The 25,066-nt window shown below is 72.2% G+C and carries 21 protein-coding genes; 14 read left to right on the plus strand and 7 right to left on the minus strand.

Annotation, left to right across the window (positions count from 1 at the left end; translation table 11 throughout):
- The first annotated feature begins 24 nt into the window (after nt 1-24).
- Both ACZOOI_RS39325 and ACZOOI_RS39330 read left to right on the plus strand, forming a co-directional pair.
- Nucleotides 25-756, plus strand: coding sequence for a FadR/GntR family transcriptional regulator (locus ACZOOI_RS39325; RefSeq protein WP_465281604.1), 732 nt, complete (start codon nt 25-27; stop codon nt 754-756).
- 240 nt (nt 757-996) lie between these two features.
- Nucleotides 997-1,587 carry a lytic polysaccharide monooxygenase auxiliary activity family 9 protein gene (locus ACZOOI_RS39330; protein WP_391585588.1) on the plus strand — a complete coding sequence of 197 codons (591 nt, stop codon included), beginning with the start codon at nt 997-999 and terminating at the stop codon, nt 1,585-1,587.
- A gap of 99 nt (nt 1,588-1,686) precedes the next feature.
- Here ACZOOI_RS39330 and ACZOOI_RS39335 read toward each other — a convergent pair whose 3' ends face one another.
- A complete protein-coding gene (locus ACZOOI_RS39335; protein ID WP_465281605.1) occupies nt 1,687-2,274 on the minus strand; it encodes a helix-turn-helix domain-containing protein in 588 nt (195 codons plus the stop codon).
- A gap of 142 nt (nt 2,275-2,416) precedes the next feature.
- Between ACZOOI_RS39335 and ACZOOI_RS39340 the strand changes: the two genes are divergently transcribed.
- Nucleotides 2,417-3,076 carry a class I SAM-dependent methyltransferase gene (locus ACZOOI_RS39340; protein WP_465281606.1) on the plus strand — a complete coding sequence of 220 codons (660 nt, stop codon included), beginning with the start codon at nt 2,417-2,419 and terminating at the stop codon, nt 3,074-3,076.
- Nucleotides 3,077-3,306: 230 nt separating this feature from the next.
- Here ACZOOI_RS39340 and ACZOOI_RS39345 read toward each other — a convergent pair whose 3' ends face one another.
- Nucleotides 3,307-5,226, minus strand: a complete 1,920-nt coding sequence (locus tag ACZOOI_RS39345; protein WP_465281607.1) for a DUF2264 domain-containing protein — start codon at nt 5,224-5,226, stop codon at nt 3,307-3,309.
- A gap of 225 nt (nt 5,227-5,451) precedes the next feature.
- Here ACZOOI_RS39345 and ACZOOI_RS39350 point away from each other — a divergent pair, with 225 nt between their 5' ends.
- The 7 genes from ACZOOI_RS39350 (at nt 5,452) to ACZOOI_RS39380 (ending at nt 14,421) form a co-directional block, all read left to right on the plus strand.
- Nucleotides 5,452-6,636: a LacI family DNA-binding transcriptional regulator gene (locus tag ACZOOI_RS39350; protein ID WP_465281608.1), complete on the plus strand. Its 1,185-nt coding sequence runs from the start codon at nt 5,452-5,454 to the stop codon at nt 6,634-6,636.
- 119 nt (nt 6,637-6,755) lie between these two features.
- Complete coding sequence (locus ACZOOI_RS39355) at nt 6,756-8,093, plus strand: ABC transporter substrate-binding protein (RefSeq protein ID WP_465281609.1); 1,338 nt, start codon at nt 6,756-6,758, stop codon at nt 8,091-8,093.
- Between the two features lie 141 nt (nt 8,094-8,234).
- Complete coding sequence (locus ACZOOI_RS39360; RefSeq protein WP_360317097.1) at nt 8,235-9,140, plus strand: carbohydrate ABC transporter permease; 906 nt, start codon at nt 8,235-8,237, stop codon at nt 9,138-9,140.
- Nucleotides 9,137-10,081, plus strand: a complete 945-nt coding sequence (locus tag ACZOOI_RS39365) for a carbohydrate ABC transporter permease (RefSeq protein ID WP_465281610.1) — start codon at nt 9,137-9,139, stop codon at nt 10,079-10,081. The genes ACZOOI_RS39360 and ACZOOI_RS39365 overlap by 4 nt, the downstream gene beginning before the upstream one ends.
- 77 nt (nt 10,082-10,158) lie before the next feature.
- On the plus strand, nt 10,159-11,139 hold the full coding sequence (locus ACZOOI_RS39370) for a hydroxyacid dehydrogenase (protein WP_465284141.1): 981 nt from the start codon (nt 10,159-10,161) through the stop codon (nt 11,137-11,139).
- Nucleotides 11,140-11,419: 280 nt separating this feature from the next.
- Nucleotides 11,420-13,564 (plus strand): right-handed parallel beta-helix repeat-containing protein, encoded by a 2,145-nt coding sequence (locus ACZOOI_RS39375; protein ID WP_465281611.1) that lies wholly within the window; start codon nt 11,420-11,422, stop codon nt 13,562-13,564.
- Complete coding sequence (locus ACZOOI_RS39380; RefSeq protein ID WP_465281612.1) at nt 13,564-14,421, plus strand: hypothetical protein; 858 nt, start codon at nt 13,564-13,566, stop codon at nt 14,419-14,421. The genes ACZOOI_RS39375 and ACZOOI_RS39380 overlap by 1 nt, the downstream gene beginning before the upstream one ends.
- A 135-nt stretch (nt 14,422-14,556) precedes the next feature.
- Here the strand turns inward: ACZOOI_RS39380 and ACZOOI_RS39385 are convergent, their stop codons facing one another.
- Both ACZOOI_RS39385 and ACZOOI_RS39390 read right to left on the minus strand, forming a co-directional pair.
- Nucleotides 14,557-15,177: an isochorismatase family protein gene (locus ACZOOI_RS39385; protein ID WP_465281613.1), complete on the minus strand. Its 621-nt coding sequence runs from the start codon at nt 15,175-15,177 to the stop codon at nt 14,557-14,559.
- A gap of 169 nt (nt 15,178-15,346) precedes the next feature.
- Nucleotides 15,347-15,496: a hypothetical protein gene (locus ACZOOI_RS39390; RefSeq protein WP_465281614.1), complete on the minus strand. Its 150-nt coding sequence runs from the start codon at nt 15,494-15,496 to the stop codon at nt 15,347-15,349.
- 280 nt (nt 15,497-15,776) lie between these two features.
- Between ACZOOI_RS39390 and ACZOOI_RS39395 the strand changes: the two genes are divergently transcribed.
- Nucleotides 15,777-16,553, plus strand: a complete 777-nt coding sequence (locus ACZOOI_RS39395; protein ID WP_465281615.1) for an SDR family oxidoreductase — start codon at nt 15,777-15,779, stop codon at nt 16,551-16,553.
- A gap of 194 nt (nt 16,554-16,747) precedes the next feature.
- On the opposite strand, the gene ACZOOI_RS39400 is transcribed toward ACZOOI_RS39395, so the two are convergent.
- Nucleotides 16,748-18,226: a carboxylesterase/lipase family protein gene (locus ACZOOI_RS39400; protein ID WP_465281616.1), complete on the minus strand. Its 1,479-nt coding sequence runs from the start codon at nt 18,224-18,226 to the stop codon at nt 16,748-16,750.
- A gap of 337 nt (nt 18,227-18,563) precedes the next feature.
- On the opposite strand from ACZOOI_RS39400, the gene ACZOOI_RS39405 reads away from it, so the two are divergent.
- Nucleotides 18,564-19,805, plus strand: coding sequence for an ROK family transcriptional regulator (locus ACZOOI_RS39405; protein WP_465281617.1), 1,242 nt, complete (start codon nt 18,564-18,566; stop codon nt 19,803-19,805).
- A gap of 135 nt (nt 19,806-19,940) precedes the next feature.
- On the opposite strand, the gene ACZOOI_RS39410 is transcribed toward ACZOOI_RS39405, so the two are convergent.
- Nucleotides 19,941-21,032 carry a DUF5937 family protein gene (locus ACZOOI_RS39410; protein ID WP_465281618.1) on the minus strand — a complete coding sequence of 364 codons (1,092 nt, stop codon included), beginning with the start codon at nt 21,030-21,032 and terminating at the stop codon, nt 19,941-19,943.
- Nucleotides 21,033-21,261: 229 nt separating this feature from the next.
- On the opposite strand from ACZOOI_RS39410, the gene ACZOOI_RS39415 reads away from it, so the two are divergent.
- Together ACZOOI_RS39415 and ACZOOI_RS39420 are read left to right on the plus strand one after the other, a co-directional pair.
- Nucleotides 21,262-22,608, plus strand: coding sequence for an MFS transporter (locus tag ACZOOI_RS39415; RefSeq protein WP_465284142.1), 1,347 nt, complete (start codon nt 21,262-21,264; stop codon nt 22,606-22,608).
- A gap of 116 nt (nt 22,609-22,724) precedes the next feature.
- The gene (locus ACZOOI_RS39420; protein ID WP_465281619.1) at nt 22,725-24,014 is read left to right on the plus strand and encodes a cytochrome P450; all 1,290 of its coding nucleotides are present in this window, start codon (nt 22,725-22,727) and stop codon (nt 24,012-24,014) included.
- Nucleotides 24,015-24,209: 195 nt separating this feature from the next.
- On the opposite strand, the gene ACZOOI_RS39425 is transcribed toward ACZOOI_RS39420, so the two are convergent.
- Nucleotides 24,210-24,368, minus strand: a complete 159-nt coding sequence (locus tag ACZOOI_RS39425; protein ID WP_465281620.1) for a hypothetical protein — start codon at nt 24,366-24,368, stop codon at nt 24,210-24,212.
- Nucleotides 24,369-25,066 lie beyond the last annotated feature (698 nt).

Below are 25,066 nucleotides of genomic sequence, written 5' to 3' on the forward strand. Positions count from 1 at the left end.
CACCCCTCCCAGTAGGCTGAGGCCATGGAGAACGAGGGCCGGGGCTTGCATATGAAGGTGCTGGAGTCCCTCGGGCCGGCCATCACGGCCGGCGCCTACCCCGCCGGCACGATTTTGCGCACCGACGAGCTGGAGCACCGCTTCGAGGTCTCGCGCACCGTGGTCCGCGAGGCCGTGCGGGTGCTGGAATCGATGCAGCTCGTCGAGTCGCGGCGCCGGGTCGGGGTCACCGTACGCCCGCCCGAGCAGTGGAACGTCTTCGACCCGTACGTGATCCGCTGGCGTCTGGCCGGCGCCGATCGCCCGCGCCAGCTCCGGTCGCTGACCGCGCTGCGCTCGGCGATCGAACCCGCGGCGGCGGCGCTGGCCGCGGCGTCCGCGACGCCGGCCCAGTGCGCCGCGCTGACCGAGCATGCGCTGGGCATGGTCTCCACCTCGCGCGGTCGGCAGTTGGCGGCGTACCTCGTGCACGACATCGCCTTCCACCGGGTGATCCTGGCCGCGTCGGGCAACGAGATGTTCGCCCGGCTGGGCGACGTGGTCGCCGAGGTGCTGACCGGCCGCACCCACCACCACGTGATGTTCCCGGACCCGGACCCGACCGCGGTCACGCTGCACGTACGTGTCGCCGAGGCGGTCCGCGAGGGCGACGCGGCCGGTGCCGAGCGGCTGACCCGCGAGATCACCGTCGGCGCGATGGCCGAACTGGACGTACTGGCGCCGCAGTTCGAGACGGGCGGCGATCGGGTCCGGTGATCGGCCCCGGCCCGCGCGCGGTCCCGGCCCACACCGCCGGCGCCGGCATGATCGCCAACCGCATTGTCCGGAAAGGGACTTCGCTTTCGTTGACGTGGTCCAGACCATTGACCGAGTGGTCTGGACCTCTTAACTTGAGGAGCGCACTACGGATGTGAACAACCGGTGAAATAAGGCGTACGACGCGGACCCGGACCGTTCGAACGTCCTTCGCATTCACTCGTCCCCTAGGAGAGTTCCATGCGTAAAAGGACCATCCTGACGGCGCTGACCATCCCCGCCGTCTCGTTTCCCCTGATGATGGCCGGCACGGCGGGCGCGCACGGCTGGGTCACCAGCCCGCCGAGCCGTGCCGCCTACTGTGCCCAGGGCACCGTCAGCAACTGCGGTGAGATCCAGTGGGAGCCGCAGAGCGTCGAGGGCCCCAAGGGCTTCCCGGCGCGCGGACCGGCCGACGGCAGGCTCTGCGCGGGCGGCAACAGCCGATTCGCCGAACTCGACGACCCGCGTGGCGGCGCGTGGCCGAGCACCCCGGTGAGTTCGGGGTCGAGCAAGACGTTCACCTGGAAGCTCACCGCGCGGCACGCCACCACGTCGTTCCGCTACTTCATCACCAAGTCGAGCTGGAGTCCCGGCCAGTCGATCACCCGGGCGCAGTTGGAGAGCACCCCGTTCCTGACCGTCCCCTACGGCGGGGTCCAACCCGCCGCGACCGTCTCGCACACCGGCACGCTCCCGGCCGGCCGCAGCGGCAAGGCGGTGATCTTCGCGGTCTGGGACATCGCGGACACCGGTAACGCCTTCTACCAGTGCACCGACGTCACCTTCTGATCGACCCCGTCCGCCGACCCACGCCGGCGGGACCGGGGCGGGCCGGTGGGTCGCCGTACCGCGGCGACCCACCGGCCCGGCCGTCCGCGCGGAGCGTCCTCACCCGCCACCGGGCCGGGCCCGTACGTGCATGCGCTCGCCCTGCTTGCCGTACAGGCTGAGGAACTCCACCGGCTCCGGCCCGGCGCAGATGAACGCGTGCGGGGTACGGGTGTCGAACTCGGCGGCCTCCCCCGCGGCCAGCACGAGATCGTGCTCGCCCAGGAACAGCCGCAGCCGACCGGACAGGACGTACATCCACTCGTAACCCTCGTGCGTCTGCAACTCCGGTCGGGTCCCGCCGAGTCCGGGCGGCAGGATCTGCTTGAACGCGTGCAGCCCGCCGCTGTACCGGGTCAACGGGATGATGGTCATGCCGAAGCGCTGGATCGGGCGCGCGTGCACCCGCGGATCACCGGTCTCCGGCGCGTCCACCAACTCGTCCAACTGCACGCCGTACGCCTTCGCCAGCGGGAGCAGCAGTTCCAGGGTGGGTTTGCGCTGCCCGGACTCCAGCCTGGACAACGTGCTGGGGGAGATCCCGGTCGTCGTGCTCAGCTCGGTCAAGGTGGTGCCGCGTTCCTGCCGCAGGGCTCGCAGACGCGGGCCGACGGCGGTCAGGACCGAGACGAGTTCGCCATCTTTCATGGCTCCATTTGCCGACTCGGCAACAACGTTTGTCAACCGCGGTGCAGCGGGCGGACCATGTCGATCGGGCGCCGAACCACACGCCGCCCGGCCCGATCGGCTGCGGTCGGACCGCATCCCCCACCGCACGGAGGACCCCACGATGACCGACGACCGAATCGCCGAGCACGCCGAACAGCCCTCGGCAGCGGAGGTCTGGGACGCACGCTACGCGGAGAGCACCCGCATCTGGAGCGGCAAGCCGAACGCCGCCCTGGTCCGGGAGACCTCGGACCTGCCGCCCGGCCGGGCCCTGGACCTGGGCTGCGGCGAGGGTGGCGACGCGATCTGGCTTGCCGAGCGGGGTTGGCGGGTGACCGCCACCGACGTGTCCCGGATCGCTCTGGAACGGGCGGCCGAGCACGCGAAGGCGAAGCAGGTGGCCGATCTGATCGACTGGCAGTGGCACGACCTGAACGCGACCTTCCCGGCCGGCACCTTCGACCTGGTCTCGGCGCACTTCCTGCACTCGCACGGGGAGTTGGACCGCGAGGCGATCCTGCGCACCGCCGCCACGACGGTCGCACCCGGCGGCGTGTTGTTGATCGTCGGCCACTCGGGGATGCCGCCGTGGGAGAAGAACCCGCACCCCGACGTGGTCCTGCCGACCCCCGACGAGGTGCTCGCCGCGCTCGAACTCCCGGAGGGAGAGTGGGAGGTGCTCCGCAAGGACGAGCACGAGCGGATTCAGAACGACCCCGAGGGCCGGCCGATCACCCGCACGGACAACACCGTGATGGTGCGGCGTCGCCCGGCCGGCTGAGCGGGGTTCCGGAACGACCGGAGCCGATCGGCCCGGGAGGGCCATCCGGCGCCCGGAGGTGACCCGGCACCGGGGATCGCACGTTGCCGGGAATGCGAACCGGTGCCGGGAGTGGTCCCGCGCCGGGTGTCGGACGGCTCCGGGAAATCCGAGCCGGCGCCGGACGATTCCGGGCGGCGCCGGCGCCGGCCTGCCCCGGAATGCGATCCGGTGCCGGGAGGGCGATCCGATCAGGCGGGTTCGTGGGTGACCGAGCAGTGATCCGGTTGCGCGTGCCGGATCCGGCTCACGCCGCCGTCGGCCCACGTCACGTCCACGCCCGACGCCGTCGCGGACACCCGCGGCTCCGGGGTGGGCGCGGCGTCCGCCCAGGTCAGGGACAGCACGGTGACCAGCGGGCCGGCCGCCACCGTGCCCTCCAGCACGGCGAGTTCGGCCTGCTCGCCGAACGCGGTCCCGTGCGGCGCCGCGCCGACCGCCGCCCGGTCCCAGCCGTGCGCGCCGGTCAGCGTGCTGTGCACCGACGCGGTGGCCACCCGGGCACCGAGGCCGTCGACCGAGGAGCGCACCTCCTCGTCGGGCCCGGCCGCCGGCGCCCACCCGCCCTCGCGCACCGCGGTGCCCGCGGCCGCCCGCACGTGGTGCACGCGCACCTCGTACGGGCCGCGCACCACGCTGACCGTGACGATTCGGGTGTCCGGGACCGGCTGCCCGTCGAGGGTGGGCGACTGCGCCGAGGCGGCCCATCCGGGACCTGCGCCCAGCGGCTGGATCCGGCCGCGTTCGGTCACCCGATCGGCCAGGACCAGACCGATGTGGTTGTCCGCCGGATCGCCGCCGCGGGTGGGGCCGGTCAGCGTCGAGTAGGCCAGCCGCGCATACAGCGGATCGTCCGCGTCGAGCGCGGCGGCCGGCGCGGCCGGCTGGTGGTCGGCGCCGTGGTTGACCAACCGGGCCACGCCGTGCCCGGCGTGCACGAGCAGTCCGGGACCGGGTAGGCCGAGCGCGGGGTCGGGCTCCGCCTCCTCGGCCGGCCCGGCGCACTCGCGCGCGGTCCACACCTCGTGCCGCTCGGGCAGCAGCAGGCCGACGAAGCCCTTGGCCGCCCAATACGGCGACGCCGAGCCCGAGTAGGGCTGCACGGTCGCGGCGTCCGGGCCGTACCAACCCAGCGAGAGCAGGCCGTCGCGGGCGGCGCCGCGGTCCAGGAAGTGCCGCAGTACGCCGCTCGCCAGGCGTCGGGTGGTGCCCGGCCCGTAGGGTGTGGCGTCCACGAGCGCGCCCAGCCACAGCGGGGCCGCCGCGGCGAATCGGTAGGTCAGCGAACGCCCCTGGTGCAGCGGCGCGCCGGTGCGGTCGAAGAGCCGGCCGTACCCGGTCAGGAACTCGCGCAGCCGCTCGCGCCGGACCGGGTCGGCCGGCGCGCCCGCGACCGCCGCGCACAGCAGCGGATACAGGTGCATGGCCCAGCCGTTGTAGTGGTCGAAGTAGCGCCCGGCGCCGTCGGTGTACCACCCGTCGCCGACGTACCACCGCTCGATGCGGGCCAGGCCCCGGTCGATCGCGGCCCGGGCCTGCTCGGTGTGCCGGTCGGCCGCCTCCAGGAAGGTGCCCACCGCGACCGGGAAGAGCCACCAGTTGTTGTCCACCGGTTCGTGCCGCAGCGCACCGGCGAGCCAGTCGGCCGCCCTCTCGCGGGTGGACTCGTCGAGCCGGTCCCACAGTTGATCCTTCGTCAGGTGCAGGGCCAGGGCCACCGAAGCGGCCTCCACCATCGCCTGGCCGCGATCGACCACGGCCGGCCAGGATTCCGCATCCGCCGTGCCCGGCACGGCCGTTCCCGTGCGCAGCCCGTCCGCGTACGGCTCCAGCAGCCCCGCCGGGACGGGCCGGCCGCAGGCGACGGTGCCGGCCGCGCGCAGCGCCGCGAGCAGGAACGTACGGGCGTAGCCCTCCAGGCCGTCCGAGCGCTCGCCGGACCAACTCGTGCGTCCGGGAAGGGCGATCAGCGCACCGCCCGGCGAGCGGTACGGGCGCACCGCGGCGAGCAGGCCGTCGGCCACCGCCTCCCAGTGCGCGCGGGTCCAGCCGGTGTACGGGCTCAGCGTGCGGTCCTCCGGGGGCAGCACGAAGGGGTGCGGTGGGTTCACGGATCTCCTCGACGTGTGCACGGACCTCCTCGGCTGGACGCGCCCGGGCCCCGACACGCTAGGCGGGGTCGATCGATCAGGTCAAGAGTCGGTTTGATCGAACGATCCTTTTCAATCAAAATCGAATGGCGATGCCCTAGGCTGAGCCGGTGGCCGGACAGCAGCCGGGCGCAGGGGGGCACGGCCCGTTCCGGGCGTGCGCTGATCGGAAGGACGACGTCCACGGTGTTGGCGGAACAGCGGCAGGAACTCATTCTCAGGACGGCCCGTGAACAGGGCAGCGTCAAGGTGGTCGAGATCGCCGAGGAACTGGGCGTGTCCCTGGTCACCGTGCGGCGCGACGTGACCGCCCTGGTGGCGAGCGGTCTGCTGGCCCGGGTGCACGGCGGTGCCACCCTGCCGCACGCCCGCCCCTCCGCGCCGGAGCCGGGCCGGCCGCCGGCGAACGGCCACGAGGGGCCGACGGTGGGCATGCTCGTGCCGTCCGCCACCTACTACTTCCCGGAGGTCGTGCGCGGCGCCCGGGACGCGGTCGAGGCGATCGGCGGGCGGTTGGTGTTGGGCATCTCGCGCTATCTGCCCAGCGAGGACCGCGACCAGGTGGACCAGCTGTTGCGCGGCGGCGTGGACGGCCTGCTGCTGACCCCCTCGCGGGCGCCGGGACCGGGCGGCGAGGACGCGTGGATGGGGCGGCTCCCGGTGCCCGTCGTGCTGGTGGAGCGCCGGGCCGAGATCGGCTCCGGGCTCGAACACCTGGACCGGGTCGCCTCCGACCACGCGCTGGGCGCGGCCCAGGCGGTGCGCCGGTTGGGCACGCTCGGCCACGAGCGCATCCTGCTCGTGGCCCGGCTGGGTAGTCCGACCACGCCGGCCGTGCACGCCGGGTACACCGCGGCGATGGCCGCCCTGGGGCTGACCCCGCCGGACCCGGCCGGGGTGGAGACGCCGCATCCGGGCGAGGACGCGGACGGCTTCGACCGGGCGGTGTCGCGGGTGATCGAGGCGGCGCGCTCGGGTGCGGCCACCGCCGCGCTCGTGCACAACGACCAGGACGCGCTGCTGCTGGTGTCCCGGCTGCGCGCGGCGGGCCTGGACGTGCCCGGCGACCTGGCGCTGATCGCCTACGACGACGAGGTGGCGGCGCTGGCCGATCCGCCGCTGAGCGCGATCGCGCCGGCCAAGCACGAGGTCGGCCGGATCGCGGTCGAGCTGCTCGCCGCGCGCTTGGCCGACGGGGACGACGGGCGCGCGCCGCGACACATCTCGCTGGTGCCCAGGCTGCGGCTGCGGGCCACCACCGAACCGGCCGACGCGGGGGAGCCGGCCGAGCGGGGGGAGGGCGAGCGAATCGAGCCGACCACGCGGACCGAACCGATCCGGACAAGCGAAAGTAACCCAGCCACTCTGTGATCGAACGATCATAGCGAGTTTCGTTTTTCATCGATTGTTCATTTGCTCTTGACGCTGTTCGCTCCTGACCGAATGATGCTCGCTATCGCCTTCGATGCAGGTTCGACCCAGGAGCGTCCATGCAGCGCACATCCATCAGACTCGGCACGGCTCTCGTCGGCATAGTCACCGCCCTGAGCCTCGTCACCGGTTGTGGCGGCGGCGACGACAAGAAGAAGGACGCCGGAGCCGCCCCCGCCGCTCCCGGCGGCGCCCCGGGCCAGAAGCAGGAGCTCACCTTCTGGTCCTGGACCAAGGGCACCCAGGAGGTCGTGGACGCGTTCAACAAGTCGCACCCCGACATCCAGGTCAAGTACGAGCAGATCCCCTCCGGCAACGCGGGCGGCTACGCGAAGATGGCCAACGCGGTCAAGGCGGGCAACGCCCCCGACGTGCTGACCATCGAGTACCCGCAACTGCCGGACTTCGTCAGCCAGGGGGCCGTGCAGGACCTCACGTCGAAGGTGTCCGGCCTCAAGTCGAAGTTCCCCGCGTCGGTCAACAAGCTGACCGAACTCGGCGGCAAGACCTGGGCGGTGCCGCTGGACGCCGCACCGATGGCGCTGTACTACCGCAAGGACTTCTTCACCGACCACAACATCGCCGTGCCCAAGACCTGGGACGAGTACCGGGCCGCGGCCGAGCAGGTCAAGAAGGCCGATCCGAACGCCCGGATCGGCACCTTCTACCCGGACGACCCCAGCACCATGGCCGGGCTGACCTGGCAGGCCGGCGGCGCGTGGTTCGGCACCGAGGGCGACGCCTGGAAGGTCTCGCTGACCGACCCGAACGCGCGCAAGGTCGGCGAGTACTGGAACAAGCTCGTCTCCGACGACCTGGTGCGCGTGCAGCCCTCGTTCAGCCAGCAGTGGAACGCCGACCTCAAGAGCGGCGGCACGGTCGGCATCGTCGGCGCCTCGTGGAGCGCGGGCGTCCTCAAGAGCAGCCAGCCCGACCTGGCCGGCAAGTGGGCGGTCGCGCCGCTGCCGGACTGGGGCACCCCCTCCAACGGCATGCTCGGCGGCTCGACCTTCGCGGTGAGCAAGGACAGCAAGAAGGGCAAGGCCGCGCTCACCTTCATCGAGTGGATGACCACCACCAAGGAGGGCATCTCCGCGCGGATCGCCTCCGGCACCTCCAGCGCCTACCCCGCCGCCACCGAGCTGGTGCCCGTCGCAGCGCAGTTCTTCGACACCGGCTACTTCGGCAAGCAGGACATCTACCCGCTGTTCACCGAGGCGACCGGCAAGATCGGCGGCGGCTGGACCTGGGGCCCGTCGATGACCCAGACCAACACCATCCTCAAGGACCAGTTCGGCAAGCTCTCCAGCGGCGGCAGCATCGTGGGCGCCTTGGAGGAGGCCCAGCGGAGCACCGTCGAGGACCTGAAGAAGCGCGGCATCTCGGTCAAGAGCTGACCACTGGTGCCGTGACCGGGAACGCTCACCGGTTCCCGGCCACGGCACCAGCCCTGCGAGGCCGCCCGTCGGCCCGTGATCCGCAGGCCCCCGGCACCCCGCGCCGCCCGCACCGGGGGACCGCCACGAGGAAGCAGTTCCATGAACACATCCCTGCGCGCCGGACGCCGGCGCCGGAAGACCACCGCCGCGCTGTTCCTGACCCCGTTCTACGTGCTGTTCATCGCCACCATGGTCGTGCCGATCGGCTACGCGATCTGGCTCAGCCTGTTCACCGAGAAGACCTCGGGCCTGGGCTTCGGCGGCACCAGACGCGTGTTCAGCGGCTTCGGCAACTACGCCGACGCGCTCGGCGACGAGAAGTTCCGCGACGGGTTCGTCGCGATCGGGCTGTACTGCCTCCTGTACATCCCGGTGATGGTCGGCACCGCCCTCGCACTGGCGCTCCTGCTGGACTCGGCGCTCGCCCGGGCCCGCCGGTTCTTCCAACTCGCCCTGTTCCTGCCGCACGCGGTCCCGGGCATCATCGCCGCGCTGATCTGGGTCTACCTCTACACCCCGGGCCTGAGCCCGGTCGTGGAACTGCTCGAATCCGGCGGCCTGCACTGGGACTTCCTGGCCTCGGACACCGCACTGTTCTCGATCGTCAACATCGCCACGTGGGAGTGGATCGGCTACAACATGATCATCTTCTACGCCGCACTCCAGGCGATCCCGCGCGAGGTGGTCGAGGCCGCCACCGTGGACGGCGCCGGACCGGTGCGCATCGCGGTCTCGGTGAAGATCCCGATGATCCGCGCCGCCGTCGCGATGACGATGTTGTTCACCATCATCGGCTCGCTGCAACTGTTCACCGAACCGTCCATCCTCAGCGACGCCAACCCCGCCGTGGGCAGCTCCTGGACACCCAACATGTACGCCTACTCGGCCGCCTTCCGCGCCAACGACTTCGGCCTCGCGGCGGCCGCCTCGGTGCTGCTCGCCGTGTTCGCCGCGGCGCTGTCGTTCGGCGTCACCCGCCTGTCGTCCGGACGGAGGACCGCATGAGCACCACCGTGCAGCAGCCGGACGGGGTCGCGGCCGACGCGCCCGCGCCGACCCGCACACCCGCGAGCAAGCCCGCCCGCCGCCCGCGCGCCAAGGGTCGCGCCACCGAGGCGCTGATGGGCAAGGTCGCCGTCAACGGTGCCCTGGTCCTGGTCACCCTCTACATGATGTTGCCGCTGGCCTGGCTGCTGATCGCCGCGACCAAGGACATGGGCGGCCTGTTCGGCGGCGACGGCTTCGCCTTCGAGGGCTTCCACTTCACCGAGAACGTCAAGGCCGTCAGCACCGAGGGCGACGGCATCTACTGGCACTGGTACCTCAACAGCCTGCTCTACGCCGGCGTCGGCGCGGCGCTGGGCTCGTTCATCAGCGTGCTGGCCGGCTACGCGTTCGACAAGTTCGACTTCCCCGGCAAGGAGAAGCTGTTCGGCGGGGTGCTGCTGGGCGTGCTCGTGCCCACCACCGCCGTCGCGCTGCCGCTGTACCTGCTGGCGTCCAAGGTGGGCCTGGTCAACACCTTCTGGGCGGTGTTCATCCCGGTCATCGTCAACCCGTTCGGGGTCTACCTGGCCCGGGTGTTCAGCGCCGGATACATCCCCGGCGAGGTGCTCGAAGCCGCCCGGATGGACGGCGCCGGCGAGATCCGGACCTTCTTCTCGGTCGCCATGCCGATGATGATGCCGGGCTTCGTGACCATCTTCCTGTTCCAGTTCACCGCGATCTGGAACAATTTCTTCCTGCCCCTGGTGATGCTCTCCGACCAGAAGCTGTACCCGGTCAGCCTGGGCCTGTACTCGTGGAACACCAACGCGCACGCGTACCCGGAGTTCTATCCGCTGGTCATCACCGGATCGCTGATGGCCGTGGTCCCGCTGGTCGTCGCCTTCGTCTCGCTCCAGCGCCACTGGCGTGCGGGCCTGTCCGCGGGGAGCGTCAAGTGACCAACGGCACCACCCGATTCGAGTCCCCCGCCGGTACGTCCGCGCCGGCGCGGCACCGGCCCCGACTCCTGCTCGCGATGGACCCGTCCGTGGCCGGACGCATCCTGGACGCCGAGGCCCGCGAGCGGCTCGGCGCGCTGGCCGACGTCGATCTCGACCTGATCGCCGACGACTTCGACCGTCCCGAGGCCGCCGCGGCACTGGCCGAGGCGGAAGTCCTGTTCACCTGCTGGGGCAGCGCCCGCCTGGACGCGGCGGTGCTGGCCCGGGCGCCGCGACTGCGCGCGGTGGTCCACGCGGCAGGCTCGGTCAAACACCACCTCACCGACGCCGCCTGGGAACGCGGCCTGATCGTTTCCTCGGGCGCCGCCGCCAACGCCCTGCCGGTGGCCGAATACACCGTCGCCGCCGTGCTGTTCGCCAACAAGCGGGTCCTGCGGATCCGGGACGCCTACCGCGCGGAACGGCGCCTGGTGGACTGGGACGCGCGATTCCCGGGATTCGGCAACTACCGACGCACCATCGGCATCGTCGGCGCCTCCCGGATCGGCCGCCGGGTGCTCGAACTGCTCCGTCCGTTCGATTTCGAACTGCTGCTGCACGACCCGTACGTGACCGCCGATCAGGCGGAGGCACTGGGCGCGCGCAGCGTGGAGCTGGACGAACTGGTGCGAAGCTCGGACGTGGTCAGCGTGCACGCCCCCGAACTGGAGTCCACCCGGCACCTCCTGGACCGCCGCCGGCTCGCGCTGATGCGGGACGGCGCGACGCTGATCAACACCGCCCGCGGCTCCCTCGTGGACCAGGACGCCCTCACCGAGGAACTGGTCGCGGGCCGCCTCGACGCGGTCATCGACGTCACCGAACCGGACGTCCTCCCGGCCGCCTCGCCGCTCTACGACCTGCCCAACGTGCTCCTGACCCCACACATCGCCGGCTCCCTCGGCGGCGAACTGCGCCGCATGGTCGCCCTGGCCCTGGACGAACTCGACCGCTACACCCAGGGCATCCCCTTCGCCCACGCCGTCGAACCGGCAACCCTGACCCACTCGGCCTGAACAACGCCCGAATGCCGGCCGGACCCGAAGACGCGCCCGGCCGGCATGCGAACAACCGGGCGGATATCGCCCCCGATCCGTTTCGATCGAGCCCGAACTCCGCAGTCCCGGGCCGGCCGGGCTTGAGGCCCAGTCCAGCCCGGCCGGCGTTTGAGGCCACCCGGAGCAACCGAAGCGCCAGGCCCGCCAAAGACCCTCGGTCGGTCGGCGCGTGAGGAGCCCACACATCTTCCGGCCCCAGCCGGAGGCTCTTTGCAAGACCCCCCAGACCGGAGGTCACATGCACGGCTTCAGACCCCTGACCCTCACCCTCTCGGCGACCCTGCTGGCCACGGCGGGCCTGCTCTGCGCCCAAGCCGCCGCAGGCGCACCCGCATCCGCGGCCACGCCCACGGCCGCATCGCCGACCACGACATACGTCGATTGCGGCGTAGGCCGCCCAGGCGCCACCGGGACCACCCCCGAGGACCCGCTGGGCGACCTCGCCCCGATCAACACCCGCACCCACCAACCCGGCGACCGCATCCTGCTCCGCGCCGGCACCCTGTGCATCGGCACGCTCACCCCGCAGGGCTCCGGCACCGCGGGCAACCCGATCACGATCGGCGCCTACGGCGAAGGCCCGCGCCCGGTGATCCAGGGCACCGGCGGACCCGCCACGCTGCGCCTGGTCGACCGGAGCTGGTGGACCGTGCAGGGCCTCCACGTGACCAACCCGGCGCCGACACAGGCCCTGCGTACCGGAGTTCAAGTCGACACCACCACCCCGGCCCGCAAGTACGGGATCGTGCTGCGCGACCTGGAGGTCTCCGATGTCGCCGGCTGGAGCGACAAGACCGGTACCAACGCGGGCTGGTTCTCCGCCTCGGCCGGCATCGTGGTGCTCGGCCGGGCGACCGCCGGCCCGATCGAGGGCCTGACCATCACCGACAACCAGGTGCACGACACCGGTGGCGGCGGTATCAAGATCTCGGTCAAGCCCGCCGACTTCCACCGCGACGTGCTGATTCGGGCGAACACCATCCGCAGCGTCGGCGGCGACGGGATCGTGGTGCACGGCTCGGACGCGCCGCTGATCGAGCACAACCTCCTCGACGATGGTGGAGGCGGCAAGTACCCCTACGTCAACGGCAACTTCGCGGGCATGTGGCCGATCAACTCGCGTGACCCCGTCTTCCAGTACAACGAAGTCACCCGGCAACGGCCGTCGATCTTCGACTCCACAGCCTGGGACTGCGACGGCGCGATCACCGGTTCGTGCACCTACCAGTACAACTACTCACACGACAACGGCGGCGGCTTCTACCTCGGCTGCCAGAACTGCACCGCCCTCGGCAACTTCCACGCCACCCAGATCCTGCGTTTCAACATCGCCCAGGACGACTGCCGGATCCGGGCCAACGCATCGGGCGACAACACCAGCCCGCTGCGGATGTACAACAACACGTTCTTCTGCCCGAGCAAGAAGCTGGACGTCGAACTCCCGGGCGGCCCCTCGGCGAACACCCTGGTCGCCAACAACGTCTTCGTCGCCGGCCAGGGCGCGCTGCCCACGGGAGCGGGCATCAGCTACCAGGCGAACGTCTACCACGGCGGCTTCACCGCGCCGACCGGCGACACCTCGGCCGTGACCACCGACCCGGGCCTGGCCGCACCCGGCACCGCGACCGGCCGTACCGACGCGGGCGGTTACGCGCTGCTCGCCGGATCTCCCGCGCTGGGCAGCGGGGTCGCGGTATCGGGCATGGGCCCACACGACTACTTCGGCAACCCCGTCACGGCCGGGGGTACGGGAGTCAACCGGGGTGCCTACAACGGCCCTGCGATGCAGGCGCCGCGGTATGCGTCGATCGCCGCCGCGTACAACAACGTCGGGGTCGGCGACGACGCCAACCCGAACACCGGCGGCCTCGGCTTGTCCGGACGCAGCTACTCCGGCCCCGCACTGGCGGCGGCCGGATACCTCCCGGGCGGCACGGTCACCGCGGGCGGCGCCGCATTCACGTGGCACCCGCGTGCATACGGCCTGCCGGACAACGTCAAGGTGGCCGGGCAGCGCATCGCCCTCACCGGCAGCGGCAGTCGCCTCGTGGTACTGGGCGCGAGTGCCTACGGCGCGCAGAGCGGGACCGTCACCGTCACCTACACCGACGGCACCTCCTCGACGGCGACGCTCGCCCTGGGCGACTGGTGGAGCACCGCCGCCGGCCCGTCCGACCAGGTCGCGGTCCGCGCCGCCTACCATCACAAGCCGCAGACCGACTACCGCAATCCGGCCACGGCGCGGTCCGAGGAGGACGTCACGGTACGGGTCGCGTCACTGTCCATCGACCCGTCCCGGACGGTGGATTCGGTGACCCTGCCGGCGGGCAGCCCGATCGCCGGACCCGGGCTGCACGTGTTCGACCTGAAGGTCGTCGCCTGATGGCCCGCCGGGGACGGGTCCAGAGGCCGGTGCGCGGCGTCGAGCCGCAGACGGGCCCCGCTCGTCGTCGCCGGCGGCGGGCGCTCGGCTGGGCCGCCGCACTGACCGTGGCGATCACGGTCGTGGGCGTCTCGCCGGCCCTGCTGGGCCCGTCCCCGGCATCCGGACGGACGACGCCCGCATCCGACGGCGCCCCGCCCTCGCGCGCGGCTGCCGTGGCGCCGACCGCCGTGGTCGCGACCGTCGACGAAGTACCGATCACGGCAGGGCAGTTGCGCCGTGCGGCGGTGCGGCTGCGCGCCGAGGTGGTCGCGGAGTACCCGATGACCGGGGCACGCGCCGACTATTGGCGGACGGCGATCTCGGGTCGGACGCCGCACCAGGTGCTGATGGAACGGGCGTTGCGGGCGGCGGCCACGGAATCGGTGCTGCGGCGCCGGGCGCAGCAGGCCGGGATGTTGGCCGACCCGACCGAGACCGGATTTCAGGCCCGACTCGACGCCGAGAACGAGCGTCGCGCGGCGGCCCGGGCGGCGGGGCATCCGGTGCCGGGCGTGCCGCGCTACGACGAGGACGGCTTCGCGCGCATCGAGACCGCCGAACTCTCACGCGCACTGAGCCGGTTGCCGGCGGCAGTCCCGGAGGAGGTGTCCGAGGCGCGAGTGCGCGACCGCTACGCCGAACTGGCGGGTGCGGTCGGTCCGTCGGCCGCGATACCGCCATTCGAGCAGGCCCGGGACCGGATTCGACTCGACCTCCTGTCGGCCGCATTCGACCGGGATCTGGCGCGAAGGGTGGCCGCGGCACGCACGATCCCCCTCCGGGAGGCCGAAGCCGTGATCGGCGGAGCCGAATGATCCAACGGTGCCGGGCCGTGTCGTCGTGCTGTGCCGGGTCGCTTTGCGCCGTGCCGTGCCGCGCCGCGTCGGCGTCGCGTCGCGTCGACGAGCGTCGGTCGAGATCGTGGAGTACCGCAGGAGCCCGGGTGTGAACTACGCCGGGTCCCGGGTGTCCTCGGCGGGCCGAGCGGCGGCTCCCGCGACTCCCGCGGCGGTGAAGGCCACGTCCTCGGCGTGGGCGACGATCTCGACCTCGTCGCCCAGCGCCCATTCGGCCACCCGCGAGACCATCGGCGCCGGTACCGCCGCGCTGATGCCGGGCGCGGCCGGGATGTCGTACGTGGCATGGGCGTCGTGCGGCAGCACCACCCGGTAGCCCCGTTCCAGCGCGGCCCGCGCGGTCGCGCCCACGCACATCTCGGACATCACCCCGCACACGGCCACACCCGTCACGCCCGCCCGGGTCAGCAGGTCGGCCAGCGGCGTACCGTCGAAGCCGTCGTCCTCGGTCTTGCGGATCACCACCTCGCGGGGGCCGGCCGCCACCGGCAGCCGCAATTCCCACCCGGGCGTGCCGGTCTCGTCGTCCGCGCCGACCGGCCCGTCGTTCTGGAGATGCACCACCAGCGCACCACTCGCCCGGGCCCGGGCGATCAACGTGGCGGCCCGTTCCACCACGCGCTCCGCCGCCGGTACCGCGCCGGCTCCGGTGACGAAGGCCATCTGCACGTCGACGACGAGCAGGGCGGACACGGGTGCGATGTTCTCTGTCATGCCACCCCATCCTGCCTGCCGAGCCGCTCCGCCGATCCGCGGGGTCCGCGTCCGCGGACTCGCCCGGTCCGAGCGCCGGTCGGCGGAACTCGTCGGTGGATGGCGGCGAGTGGCTCACGGGCACGGTCACGGGCACGAGTGCCGGTGCCGAAGCCGGTGTGGGGATGCGCTATCGCGCAGCGCTCAGTCCGGTGGCCTCGACGACCTCGCGGCGGCGGTCGTGGTGCTCCAGGACGAGGACGCGCATCCCGGTCAAGACCCGTCCCGCGGCGTCCGAGGGGGCGTCGCTCGCCGCGTCGTGTGCCGGGGAACCGGTCATCGCCTCACGTCCGTCCTCCTTGTCGCCCCGGCGGGCGGTCCGGCCGGAGGCCGGCGGGTGACGACGGCGCGACGGACCGACCGATCGACGGACCGACCCATGGATGAGCAGGTGGCCCGGAGCGGGTCGCGACTTTCGTGGACCGGGCTTCGAAGAAACCCGGATCGAGGTTTCTCTTCCCCGGCTGTCACATCTTCGGGCCGGGGTCCGTCAGGGCTGTGTCGACGCAATCCGGTGCCGCCGGGTTGGAGATCGCACACCGTCGTAGAGGGAGAGAACCATGGAGACTCGTTCGAAGATTGCCGTCGTCGGGGCGACCGGGCGGGCCGGGCGGCATGTCGTGGACGTGCTTGGGGAGCGTGGGTACGAGGCCGTCCCGATCTCCCGGTCCGTCGGCGTGGACGTGATCAGCGGCGAAGGTCTCGAAGCGGCGCTGACCGGCGTCGAATGCATCATCGACGTGTCCAGCACACCGTCGCCGGAACAGCACGAGGCCACCGAGTTCTTCACCACCTCGGCGCGCAACCTGCACGAGGCGGGTGTCAAGGCCGGCGTGAATCGTATGGTGGTGGCCTCGATCATCGGCATCGATGCCTCGATCGCGGGTTACAACGCGGCCAAGTTGGCCCACGAACAGGCCGTGCTGGCCGGTCCGTTGCCGGTTCGGATCCTGCGCGCGGCGCAGTTCCACGAGTTCGTGGCGGAGCTGGCGAGCTGGGGGATCCAGGGCGACGTCTGCTACGTGCCCAGGATGCGCACCCAGCTGATCGCCGCCCGCGCCGTCGCGGAAGGGCTGGTCGACCTGGCCACCGGCGACGGGCCGGCGACCGAGTCGCCGGGCACCCCGTTCGCGGAGGTGGCCGGCCCCCGCGAGGAGAACCTCGCCGCGATGGCCGAGTTGGCGCTGGCCCGACGCGGCCTCGACGTCCGCATCGAAGAGGTGAGCGACCCGGCCAACCCGGACCGCGACGTCTTCGAGAACGGCGCCCTGCTTCCTTCCCCGCACGCCACCCTCGCCGGCCCCACCTACCGCGACTGGCTCGACGCCCAGGCGTAGGCCCCGTGGTCTGCCGTGGCGCACACGCATCGACCAGTGGACACCGAGCGCCGGGATCGGGACCGCTCGTACGGGGTGGCCGTCTCCATCGATCCGAGTCGGTGGGCAATCCCCGACGCCGGGCCGCCCGCCCCGCGGCCCGGCGGTGCGCGCTCGGGCTCGGGCTCGGGCCCCGGCGGGCGGCGCCGTTCGGCTCAGACGGTCGGGGGGCGGCGGGTGCTCCAGATTCGGCGTTCGGGGCCGAGGGGGTCGGGGGCGACCCGGGGGGTGGTGTCCCAGACCATCGTGTCGCGGTGGGACCGGGTGTAGCGCGGCCACTGGGGACCCGGGTCGAGGTCGCGGATGAAGGCGACCCACGCGCCGTGCATCGCGTCGGCCAGCTTCTGGGGTGCGTCGGGGCCGGTTGCGTTCTCGGCGCCCTCGGCGGCCAGCAGGTCGAAGGCGAACGGCAGGTCGAGGCAGTGGAACGCCTTGCCGCCGAACATCGGTGCGGAGGAGAGCCATTCGAAGGTGTACAGCCAGGTCGGCAGGTCCCGGCCCGCGCGGGCCTCGGCGATGGAGACCGCGGCGGCGCGGAACAGGGTGTCGGTGAGCGCCTGGCCGATCACCTGGGCGGGGGTCGCGCCGTCGTGCAGGGCGAAGTACGCCTCGATGCCCTCCGGCGGCAGGCCGACCGAGCCGAGGATGCCGACGGCGGCCTCGATCGGGGCGTCCGGCATGCCGAATTCGGCGGCGGCGTTGAACTCGTGATGCGTGGCGCCGAGCATCAGCGGCGCGGGTGCGGCCGAGCCGTCCCGGAACGCGGCGTGTACGTCCTCGGGGATCGACTCGCCGTCGGTGAACGGCGCCAGCAGCAGGCCGGGCAGCGCGGCGGCGCCGTCCTCGGGTGCGGTGACCAGGTCCTGCAGGCGCTGCATCTCGTCGTGCGAGAGGTCGCGCAGCGCGGCGACGGTCGCGGGCAGGCCGGTGCGGGAAGTGAAGAGTTCGGAGACGGCGAGGCCGGCCGCGCGGCTCTGGGGTTCCATCACCGCGCCGGAGACCGAGATCGCGGCCCGGAAGAGATCGTGCGCGGACGGCGTGACCATCAGCGTCTGCACCGCGCCGCCGCCGGCCGACTGGCCGGCGATGGTGACCTTGGCCGGATCGCCGCCGAAGGCCGCGATGTTGTCCCGGACCCAGCGCAGCGCGGCGATCCAGTCCAGGACGCCCCGGTTGTCGGGAGCGCCCTCCAGGTGCAGGAAGCCCTCGATGCCCAGGCGGTAGCCGAGCGAGACCAGCACCACGCCGTCCCGGTTGAACGCGGCGCCGTCGTACCACGGGCTGGCCGCGGAGCCGGCCACGAAGCCGCCGCCGTGGATCCAGACCAGTACCGGCAGTGCGGCGTCCGGGCTCGGGTTCGGGGTGAACACGTTGACGCCGAGTACGTCGTCGCCGGGGATCGACGGCTCCGGGATGATCGTCGGCCCGTCACCGAACGTGCGGCGCTGGGCGGTGGGACCGTATGCGGTGGCCGCCAGCGGCTCGGTCCACGCCTCGGGGGGCTCGGGCGCGGCGAAGCGCAGGTCGCCGACGGGGGGCTTGGCGTACGGAATGCCCAGGAAGCGGGCGGACCGGCCCTGCCAGAACCCTTGGACGGGGCCCAGGGTGGTGGTGACGAGCGGCTGCTGGGACACGGGTCATCCTTTGCGCGAAGGAGTCTGGCGGTCGGCGCGGGGGTGAGGCCCGGGCGTTCCTTGCGTTGCATGGCTGAGTATCGACCTCGCCCAACATATATTACAAGAGTTGAAAAAATTGCTTTGCCGGAGCACCCGGGCGATCGCGTCGACCGCGCCAACCGGGGTCGCGGATCCCGAGGCCCGAGGCCCGCAGTGAGCGCGAGACGGTCGGCCTGCCGCCCCCGCGAGGGCTACTCGGGCCTCGTGGCAGTACCAGCTCCGGGCCGTACGCCCGGCAGCCCGGCTCTCGGCGTCACCCGGCGGTGGTCGGATCGGGCTGGGGCAGAATCGGTGGGTGAACACCCCCACCGACACCGCCGCGGTCCGACGCCACAACGTGGCCCTCGTGCTGCGCGAGATCGCCGCGCACGGTCCCTGCGCGCGTACCGAGGTCGCGGCGGCCACCGGCCTGGTACCCGCGTCGGTCACCGCCCTGGCCGCCGACCTGATCGGGCGCGGCCTGGTGGCCGAGGTCGGCTCCACGTCCTCCGGCGGTCGGGGCCGGCCGCGTCGGCTGCTGCGCCTGGTGCCGGGGCGCGTGGTGGCGATCGCGCTACAGGTGACGCTGGAGCGGGTCGAGGTGATGGCGGCGGACCTGGCCGGCGCGGTGGTGCATCGCGCGTCCGTACCGCACCATGCGCCGTTCGGTGACCCCGAGCCGCCGGCCGAGGTGCTCGCGCGCGAGATCGAGCGGGCCGAGGCCGTGATCCGCGCCCGGCCCGACGTGCATCTGGCTCGGGTGGTGATCGCGATGGCGGGACCGGTGACCGGGGCCGGGCAGACCGTTGCCGCCGCGATCGACTTCGGCTGGTCGCGGACCGACCTGCGCGCGCTGGTGCTGGCGCACCTGCCCGACCTCGGCTGCCCCCTGGACGTGGTCAACGACGCGAACGTCGCGGCCCTGGCCGAATACCACGCGCGCGCCGACCGGAGCGGCGAACTCCCGTGCGCAACCGCGTACATCAAGGCCGACACCGGTGTCGGCGGCGGTCTGGTGGTCGACGGCCGGATGCACACCGGTACACATGGCATGGCCGGCGAAGTGGGCCACATCCCGCTCGCGTTCGACGGCCCCGACTGTCCGTGTGGCGCGCGCGGCTGCCTGGCCATGTACGTCGGGCCCGAACCGCTGACCACCGCCGCCGGACTCGCCGACGTGGCCGCGCGGGACGGGGTCGACGCGGCCCTGGCCGAACTCGACCGCCGATTGCGCGCCGGCGATCCGCGCGCGACCGACGCGCTGGCGGTCGCGGGCCGCTCGGTGGGTGCGGCGGTGCTGGCGATCTCGGGATTGGTGGACCCGGGCGAGGTGATCCTCGGCGGCTACCTGGCGACCTGGGCCGCGTGGCTGACCCCCGGTATCGACGCCGTCCTGGCGGGCCGCCGCGCGGTCGCCCCCCACCTCGAACCGACCATCGCACAAGGCATATTGGGCCCGGACGCCACCTTGCATGGAGCCCTGCGAACCAGCCGGGAAGCCACCCTCGACGACGCCGCCACCGTCCCCCCACTCGACCGGGCGGCCCCACCGGCCTGACCCGACAGCCGCAGCGACGGTGGCAGCCGTAGCGGCAGTCGCCCCGGCCGCGGCCGGAGTCGGCGTCCCGGTCACGAACGGTGGGTTGAGATGCGTTGCCCGGCGGCGGTCCCGATCCGCTTCGGGCGGGGCGGCTCAGCGCAGCATCGCCGCCATCAGGTCCGCTCCCAGCGCCGCCGTCGCCGAAATGTCAAGATCGTAGTGCACGTACCGGCCGCGCCGCCGCATCTTCAACAGCCCGGCCTTGCGCAGTACGGCCAGGTGTCGGGAGACCTCGGGTGCGGACAGTTCCCAGGCCGAGGCCAGTTCGCCGGTGGTGTGCGAGCCGCGCGCGAGCGTGCGCGCCAGGCGTAGCCGGACCGGATGCGACAGCGCCTCCAAGCGCTGCCGGACCAGGTCCATCGGGACCGGCTCCGGGACGTCCCGGCCGGTGACCGCGACCGGATACTGGAGTACCGGACGCCACCCGCGCGCGTGCACCACGATCAGGTGCGGGGCGCCGAACACGGTGGGCAGGAACGTCACCCCGTCGCCCATCGCGCTGGTCGCGTTGTCCTGGAGCTTGTCCACCACGATCCGCTGCCTGGACCGGTCCAGGTCGACGGCCCGGGAGACCGAGGCCAGTGCGTCGGCGACGCCGCGCCGGGCCATCAGGTCGGCCTTCAACCGCAGATCGGCGATCAGGCGCGGGACCACCTGCCGCCAGGTCGCGGTGAAGAACGCCGCCTGGCACTCCTCCAACATCCGCCGCACCCGGGCCCGCACCATCGGCGGGTCCGCGATCAAGCGTTCCGCGAAGGACGCCTGGCGCGGGCCGCGAGCCTGCGCCAGGTCCAGGATGCGTTCGCGGGCACCCGAGTTGCGCAACGGCGACGGGTCGCCGAGCAACATCCGGTCGCTGCCGCACGTGGCGACCAGTGCGGTCGACACGTACGCGTCGTCGTCGAGGCGGTCCACCGCGTCCAACTCGTCCGCCAACGTCGCCCCGGGGCTGCCCGGCAGCAGGAAGTCCGCCCGCGAGGAGCGCCAGAGGAATTCCGCTTCGAGCAGTTGCTCCGCCAACTCCGGTCGCAGCGCCGCCCGGGTCTCGGCGGCCCAGTCGCGGTGCGCCGGGTGATGGGCGGGCTCGGCGAGCACGTGCAGCATCGCGGTCAGTTCGGCGAGTGGGGACACCGCGAACAGCAGGTGCTCGGGCGATACCCCCGTGATGTCGATGGTCAGGCTCACGACGGGATCATCGCAGCCGGCGGACGGTGGACCGGAGTCGATTGACGACAACGGTCAATCGAGGTGACCGGACGCGGTCCTGCCGACGACGGTTTCGCCCATGACGACGACTCCGGCGCAATCGCCATCCACACCTCTCGCATCCGCCCCTCTCGCGGGCCCAGCGTCACCGCCGGCGGGCGACGAATCGGGCGGACGGACGCGGGCCGACCGGCCGGGGCGGCCGCCTCTGGGTGAACTGGTCCGGGCCTCGGGCGGTCCGCGCTACGCGGTCGCGCTCGGGGTGGATGCGCTCGGGTCCGGGATGTTGCGGCCGTTCCTGCTGCTCTACGGAGTGCAGGTACTGGGGCTCGGCGTGGCTCGAGCCGGTACGGCGATGTCGATCGGCATGCTGCTCGGACTCGCCACGATGCCGTTCCTCGGCCGGTGGATCGACCGGGGCGCCCGGAGCGCGGCGGTCGCCGGCGCGATGTCGATTCGGGTGCTGGGTGTGGCGGTGCTGCTCGCCGGTACGGGACTCGGCGGCTCCGGCGTGTGGGGGTTCACCGTCGCGGCGCTGTTCCTCGGGGTCGGCGACCAGTGCTGGCCCCCCGCGCACGCCGCGTTGGTCGGCACGGTGGCCGACGAGCGGTATCGGGATGCCGCGCTGGCCGCCGGGCGATCGCTGCGCAACGCGGGCATGGGCGCGGGCGCGTTGATCGCGACACTGGCGATGACCGGCGGTACGGGGGCCCTGCGGGTGCTCGCGGCCGTGACCGGGCTGGGCTACGCCGTCGCCGCGCTGCTGGTGCGATCGTTGCGCATAAGCGGCAGCGGAACCGGCACGGGCAGTGGAATCGGCGCCGGCGCCGGCGCCGGCACCGGCCGGGCCGGGGTGCGGGCTTCGGCCGCAACGGTGAGCGGCACGCGCTCGGCCGACAAGCGCTGGGCCGACAAGCGGCCGGCCGGCAAGCGTGTGGCCGAGAAGCGGCCGGTCGGCCGGATCGGCGTGCTCGATGTGGCCAACCTGCCCTACGCGTTCTGCTTCAACGTGCTGGAGGTGGCGCTGCCCGCCGTACTCGTCACCCAACTGCACGCGGCACCGGCCTGGTCCGCCGGCATCTTCGTGGCCAACACGCTCATCGTCGTCACCACTCAGGTCGCCGTCGTGGTGTGGTTGTCCCGCCGCCCCCGGCGCTCGGCGCTGGCCGGCGCGGGTCTCGTACTCGCCGTGTCCTACTTGGGCTTCTGGGCGGCCGGCGGCCTGGGCGGCCCGCTCGGCGCGGCGGCCATCGCGCTGGTGTCCGTGCTCTACACGGCCGGCGAGATCATGTACACCGGCAGTGCCACCGCGCTCGTCGTGGCGACCACCCCACCCCACCGCCTGGGCCGGGCCCTGGCCCGATTCCAGCTCAGCCACGGCCTCGGTGTGGCCGCGTCGCCGGCGGTGCTGATGGCACTGTTCGCCTGGGGTCCGGGCATCCTGTGGGCCTCCCTGACCGTAGCCACCCTGATCGCGGCAGCCGCCATCCACCGCTGGGCCCCCGACGACCGAACCCCGGCCGGCCCCTTCGAGCACTCCCGGCCCGCCGAGTGATCCCTTTCACGCGGCAGGCGTGGTTCGGGTGGACGGGAACTTCGCTACGGCCGTGTGCGGTTGACCGGATGGCAGGCGGCCGGTAACGGCCGGTGATCGGGACGAGAGGGCAACACATGGATGCATCCACGATCGTCGACCGGCTCACCGCCCCGCAGACTCGGGCGAACCCCTACCCACTGTACGAACAGGCCCGCGAACTCGGCCCCGTAGTACCGGTGACCGACACGCTCGTGCTGGTCAACGGCTATGCGGCGGCCGATCGGGTGCTGCGTGATCGCGGGTTCGGCATGATGGACCACGAGGCGAGTACGGCGGTGTTCGGCGACGGGCCGGAAGCCCCGTCGTGGGAGCTGTTCGGCCGGTCGATCCTGCACAGCAACCCACCGGTACACACCCGGCTGCGCGGGCCGATCGCGGCCGTGTTCACCGCGCGCCGGGTCGCCGCGCTGGAACCGGCCATCGCGCGCGCCGTGGACCGCCTCCTGGCCGGGATGGCCGAGTCGGGCCGGGAGGGCGCACCCGTCGACTTCATGGACCGGTTCGCCTTTCCGCTCCCGGTCGGGGTGATCTGCGAACTGCTCGGTGTCCCGGAGGAGGACCGCCATCGTTTCCGGCACCCCGCCCACGAGCTGACCAGGGTCCTGGAGTTCATGTCGGCCGACACCGATACGCGTGCGGCGGATCGGGCCGTGCACGAACTCGGCGGCTACTTCGCTGATTTGGTCGCCGAACGTCGGGCTCGGCCGCGGCAGGATCTGATCGGCGCGCTGGTACGGCTGCGCGACGAGGACCCGGAGCAGGCGATCGGCGACGCCGAACTGGTCGCCAATCTGGTGCTTTTGCTGGTGGCCGGTTTCGAGACCACCACGAATCTGCTCGGCAACGGTCTCGCCCTGCTGGGCGAGTATCCCGACGTGCGCGGCGCGCTGGCCGACCGGAGCCTGCCGGCGGCCGACTTCGTCGAGGAGGTGCTGCGGTACGACCCGCCTATCCAGTTGACCTCGCGGATCGCGCTTCGGGACGGCCTGTCGATCGACGGTGTGCCGGTGCCGCGCTTCGGCGAGGTGCTGGTGATGATCGCCGCCGCCAATCGGGATCCGGCGCGCTATCGGGATCCGCAGCGCTTCGATCCGTGGCGCGCCGAGAGCGGCTCGTTGAGCTTCGGGGCCGGGATCCACTTCTGCGTGGGCGCGATGCTCGCCCGACTGGAGGCGGCGGTGGCCTTTCCCCGCCTGCTCGACCGTTTCCCGGCGGCGACCCTCGCGCCCGGCGCGATCCGGAACGACCGCTTGTTGTTCCGCGGCTACGGTGAACTCCCGGTCGTGGTGGGCGAGCCGGGTGCTCCGGGTCGTCCGGGGGATCCGGGTGCTCCGGGCAGCCCGGGTGACCCGTCACCGCTGTGACCGCGGGTGTCGTCGGCGGCGCGGCCCACGGTCCGTCGCAGGCCGCGCCGCCACGGGATCAGGCCGAACTCTCCGGCGCGGCAGGCGACTCGGCCGGGTTCCGGCGCTGATTCGCGGCGGCGGTCGGGGCGGGCAGCCGGCGGCCGCGCATCCGACATCGGCCATCGGCAGAGAACAACTCGACCGGGTCGATCATCAGCCGGTGTCTCCGCCGGTGGTGCGCTCGTAGACCCGCTTGTCGGAGAGCGGCGGCAACTGTGCGTCCGGGATCGGCAGAACCTCGGCTATGAGCCGTTCGAAGTCGTCGTGGTCGAGCCACTCGGGCTCGATTTCGGGCTGCGGATGCTCGTCCATGCCACGATGCTGCCACGCGACGGCTCGGTTGGCTGCCAACGTTTCCGAATCAGTCCGTAATCACCCGGTTACTCGGCCGATTCGGATCCCTGCCGGCTCGGCATGGACACCGCATCGCATACCGGCCGACACCGACCCCAACGGGTTGTCCGTACGCCGCCGTGGCCGACCGTACCGGCGGTTCGGCTCTCGTCGCCGCCGGAAGGCGTGGATGTGGTCGGACTCACGTCGCCGGTCGGCCGGTTGACGCGACGGTGGGCCGAAATGCGCATGGCTGTGCGTTGCCCGCGCTCGATGCGCTCGATTCGCCGATCGGGCCACCACTGCGATCCGGTCCGAACCTGCGGCGGGCGCGGGCCGGCCGCCCGAGTCTGCCCGTGGGCGCGTCGATGCCGATCCGACCCACCATGCACGCCGGCCGGGTCACCGTCCGGGACCGCGCGGGCCGGATCGTGGTGTTGGAAGGTTCGATGGTGCGCGCCGTCTTCCGAATCTGACCGGTCCTCGGGTCACTTTGTGACCAACCCGGATGACGGCCCATCAGTTTGCAGGAGATGTTCTCGGTCCCCTTGGCGACGGAACCCGGCAGTGCTTCAATGTGTCTCGTCCTTGTTAGGAAACTTTCCTAACAATGGATGGACACGGAGCCCCCCGAACGTGGCCGTAGAGCCGGAACGGAGACGCACGTGCAATCTCAC

It is taken from the genome of Embleya sp. L77, assembly GCF_055557415.1.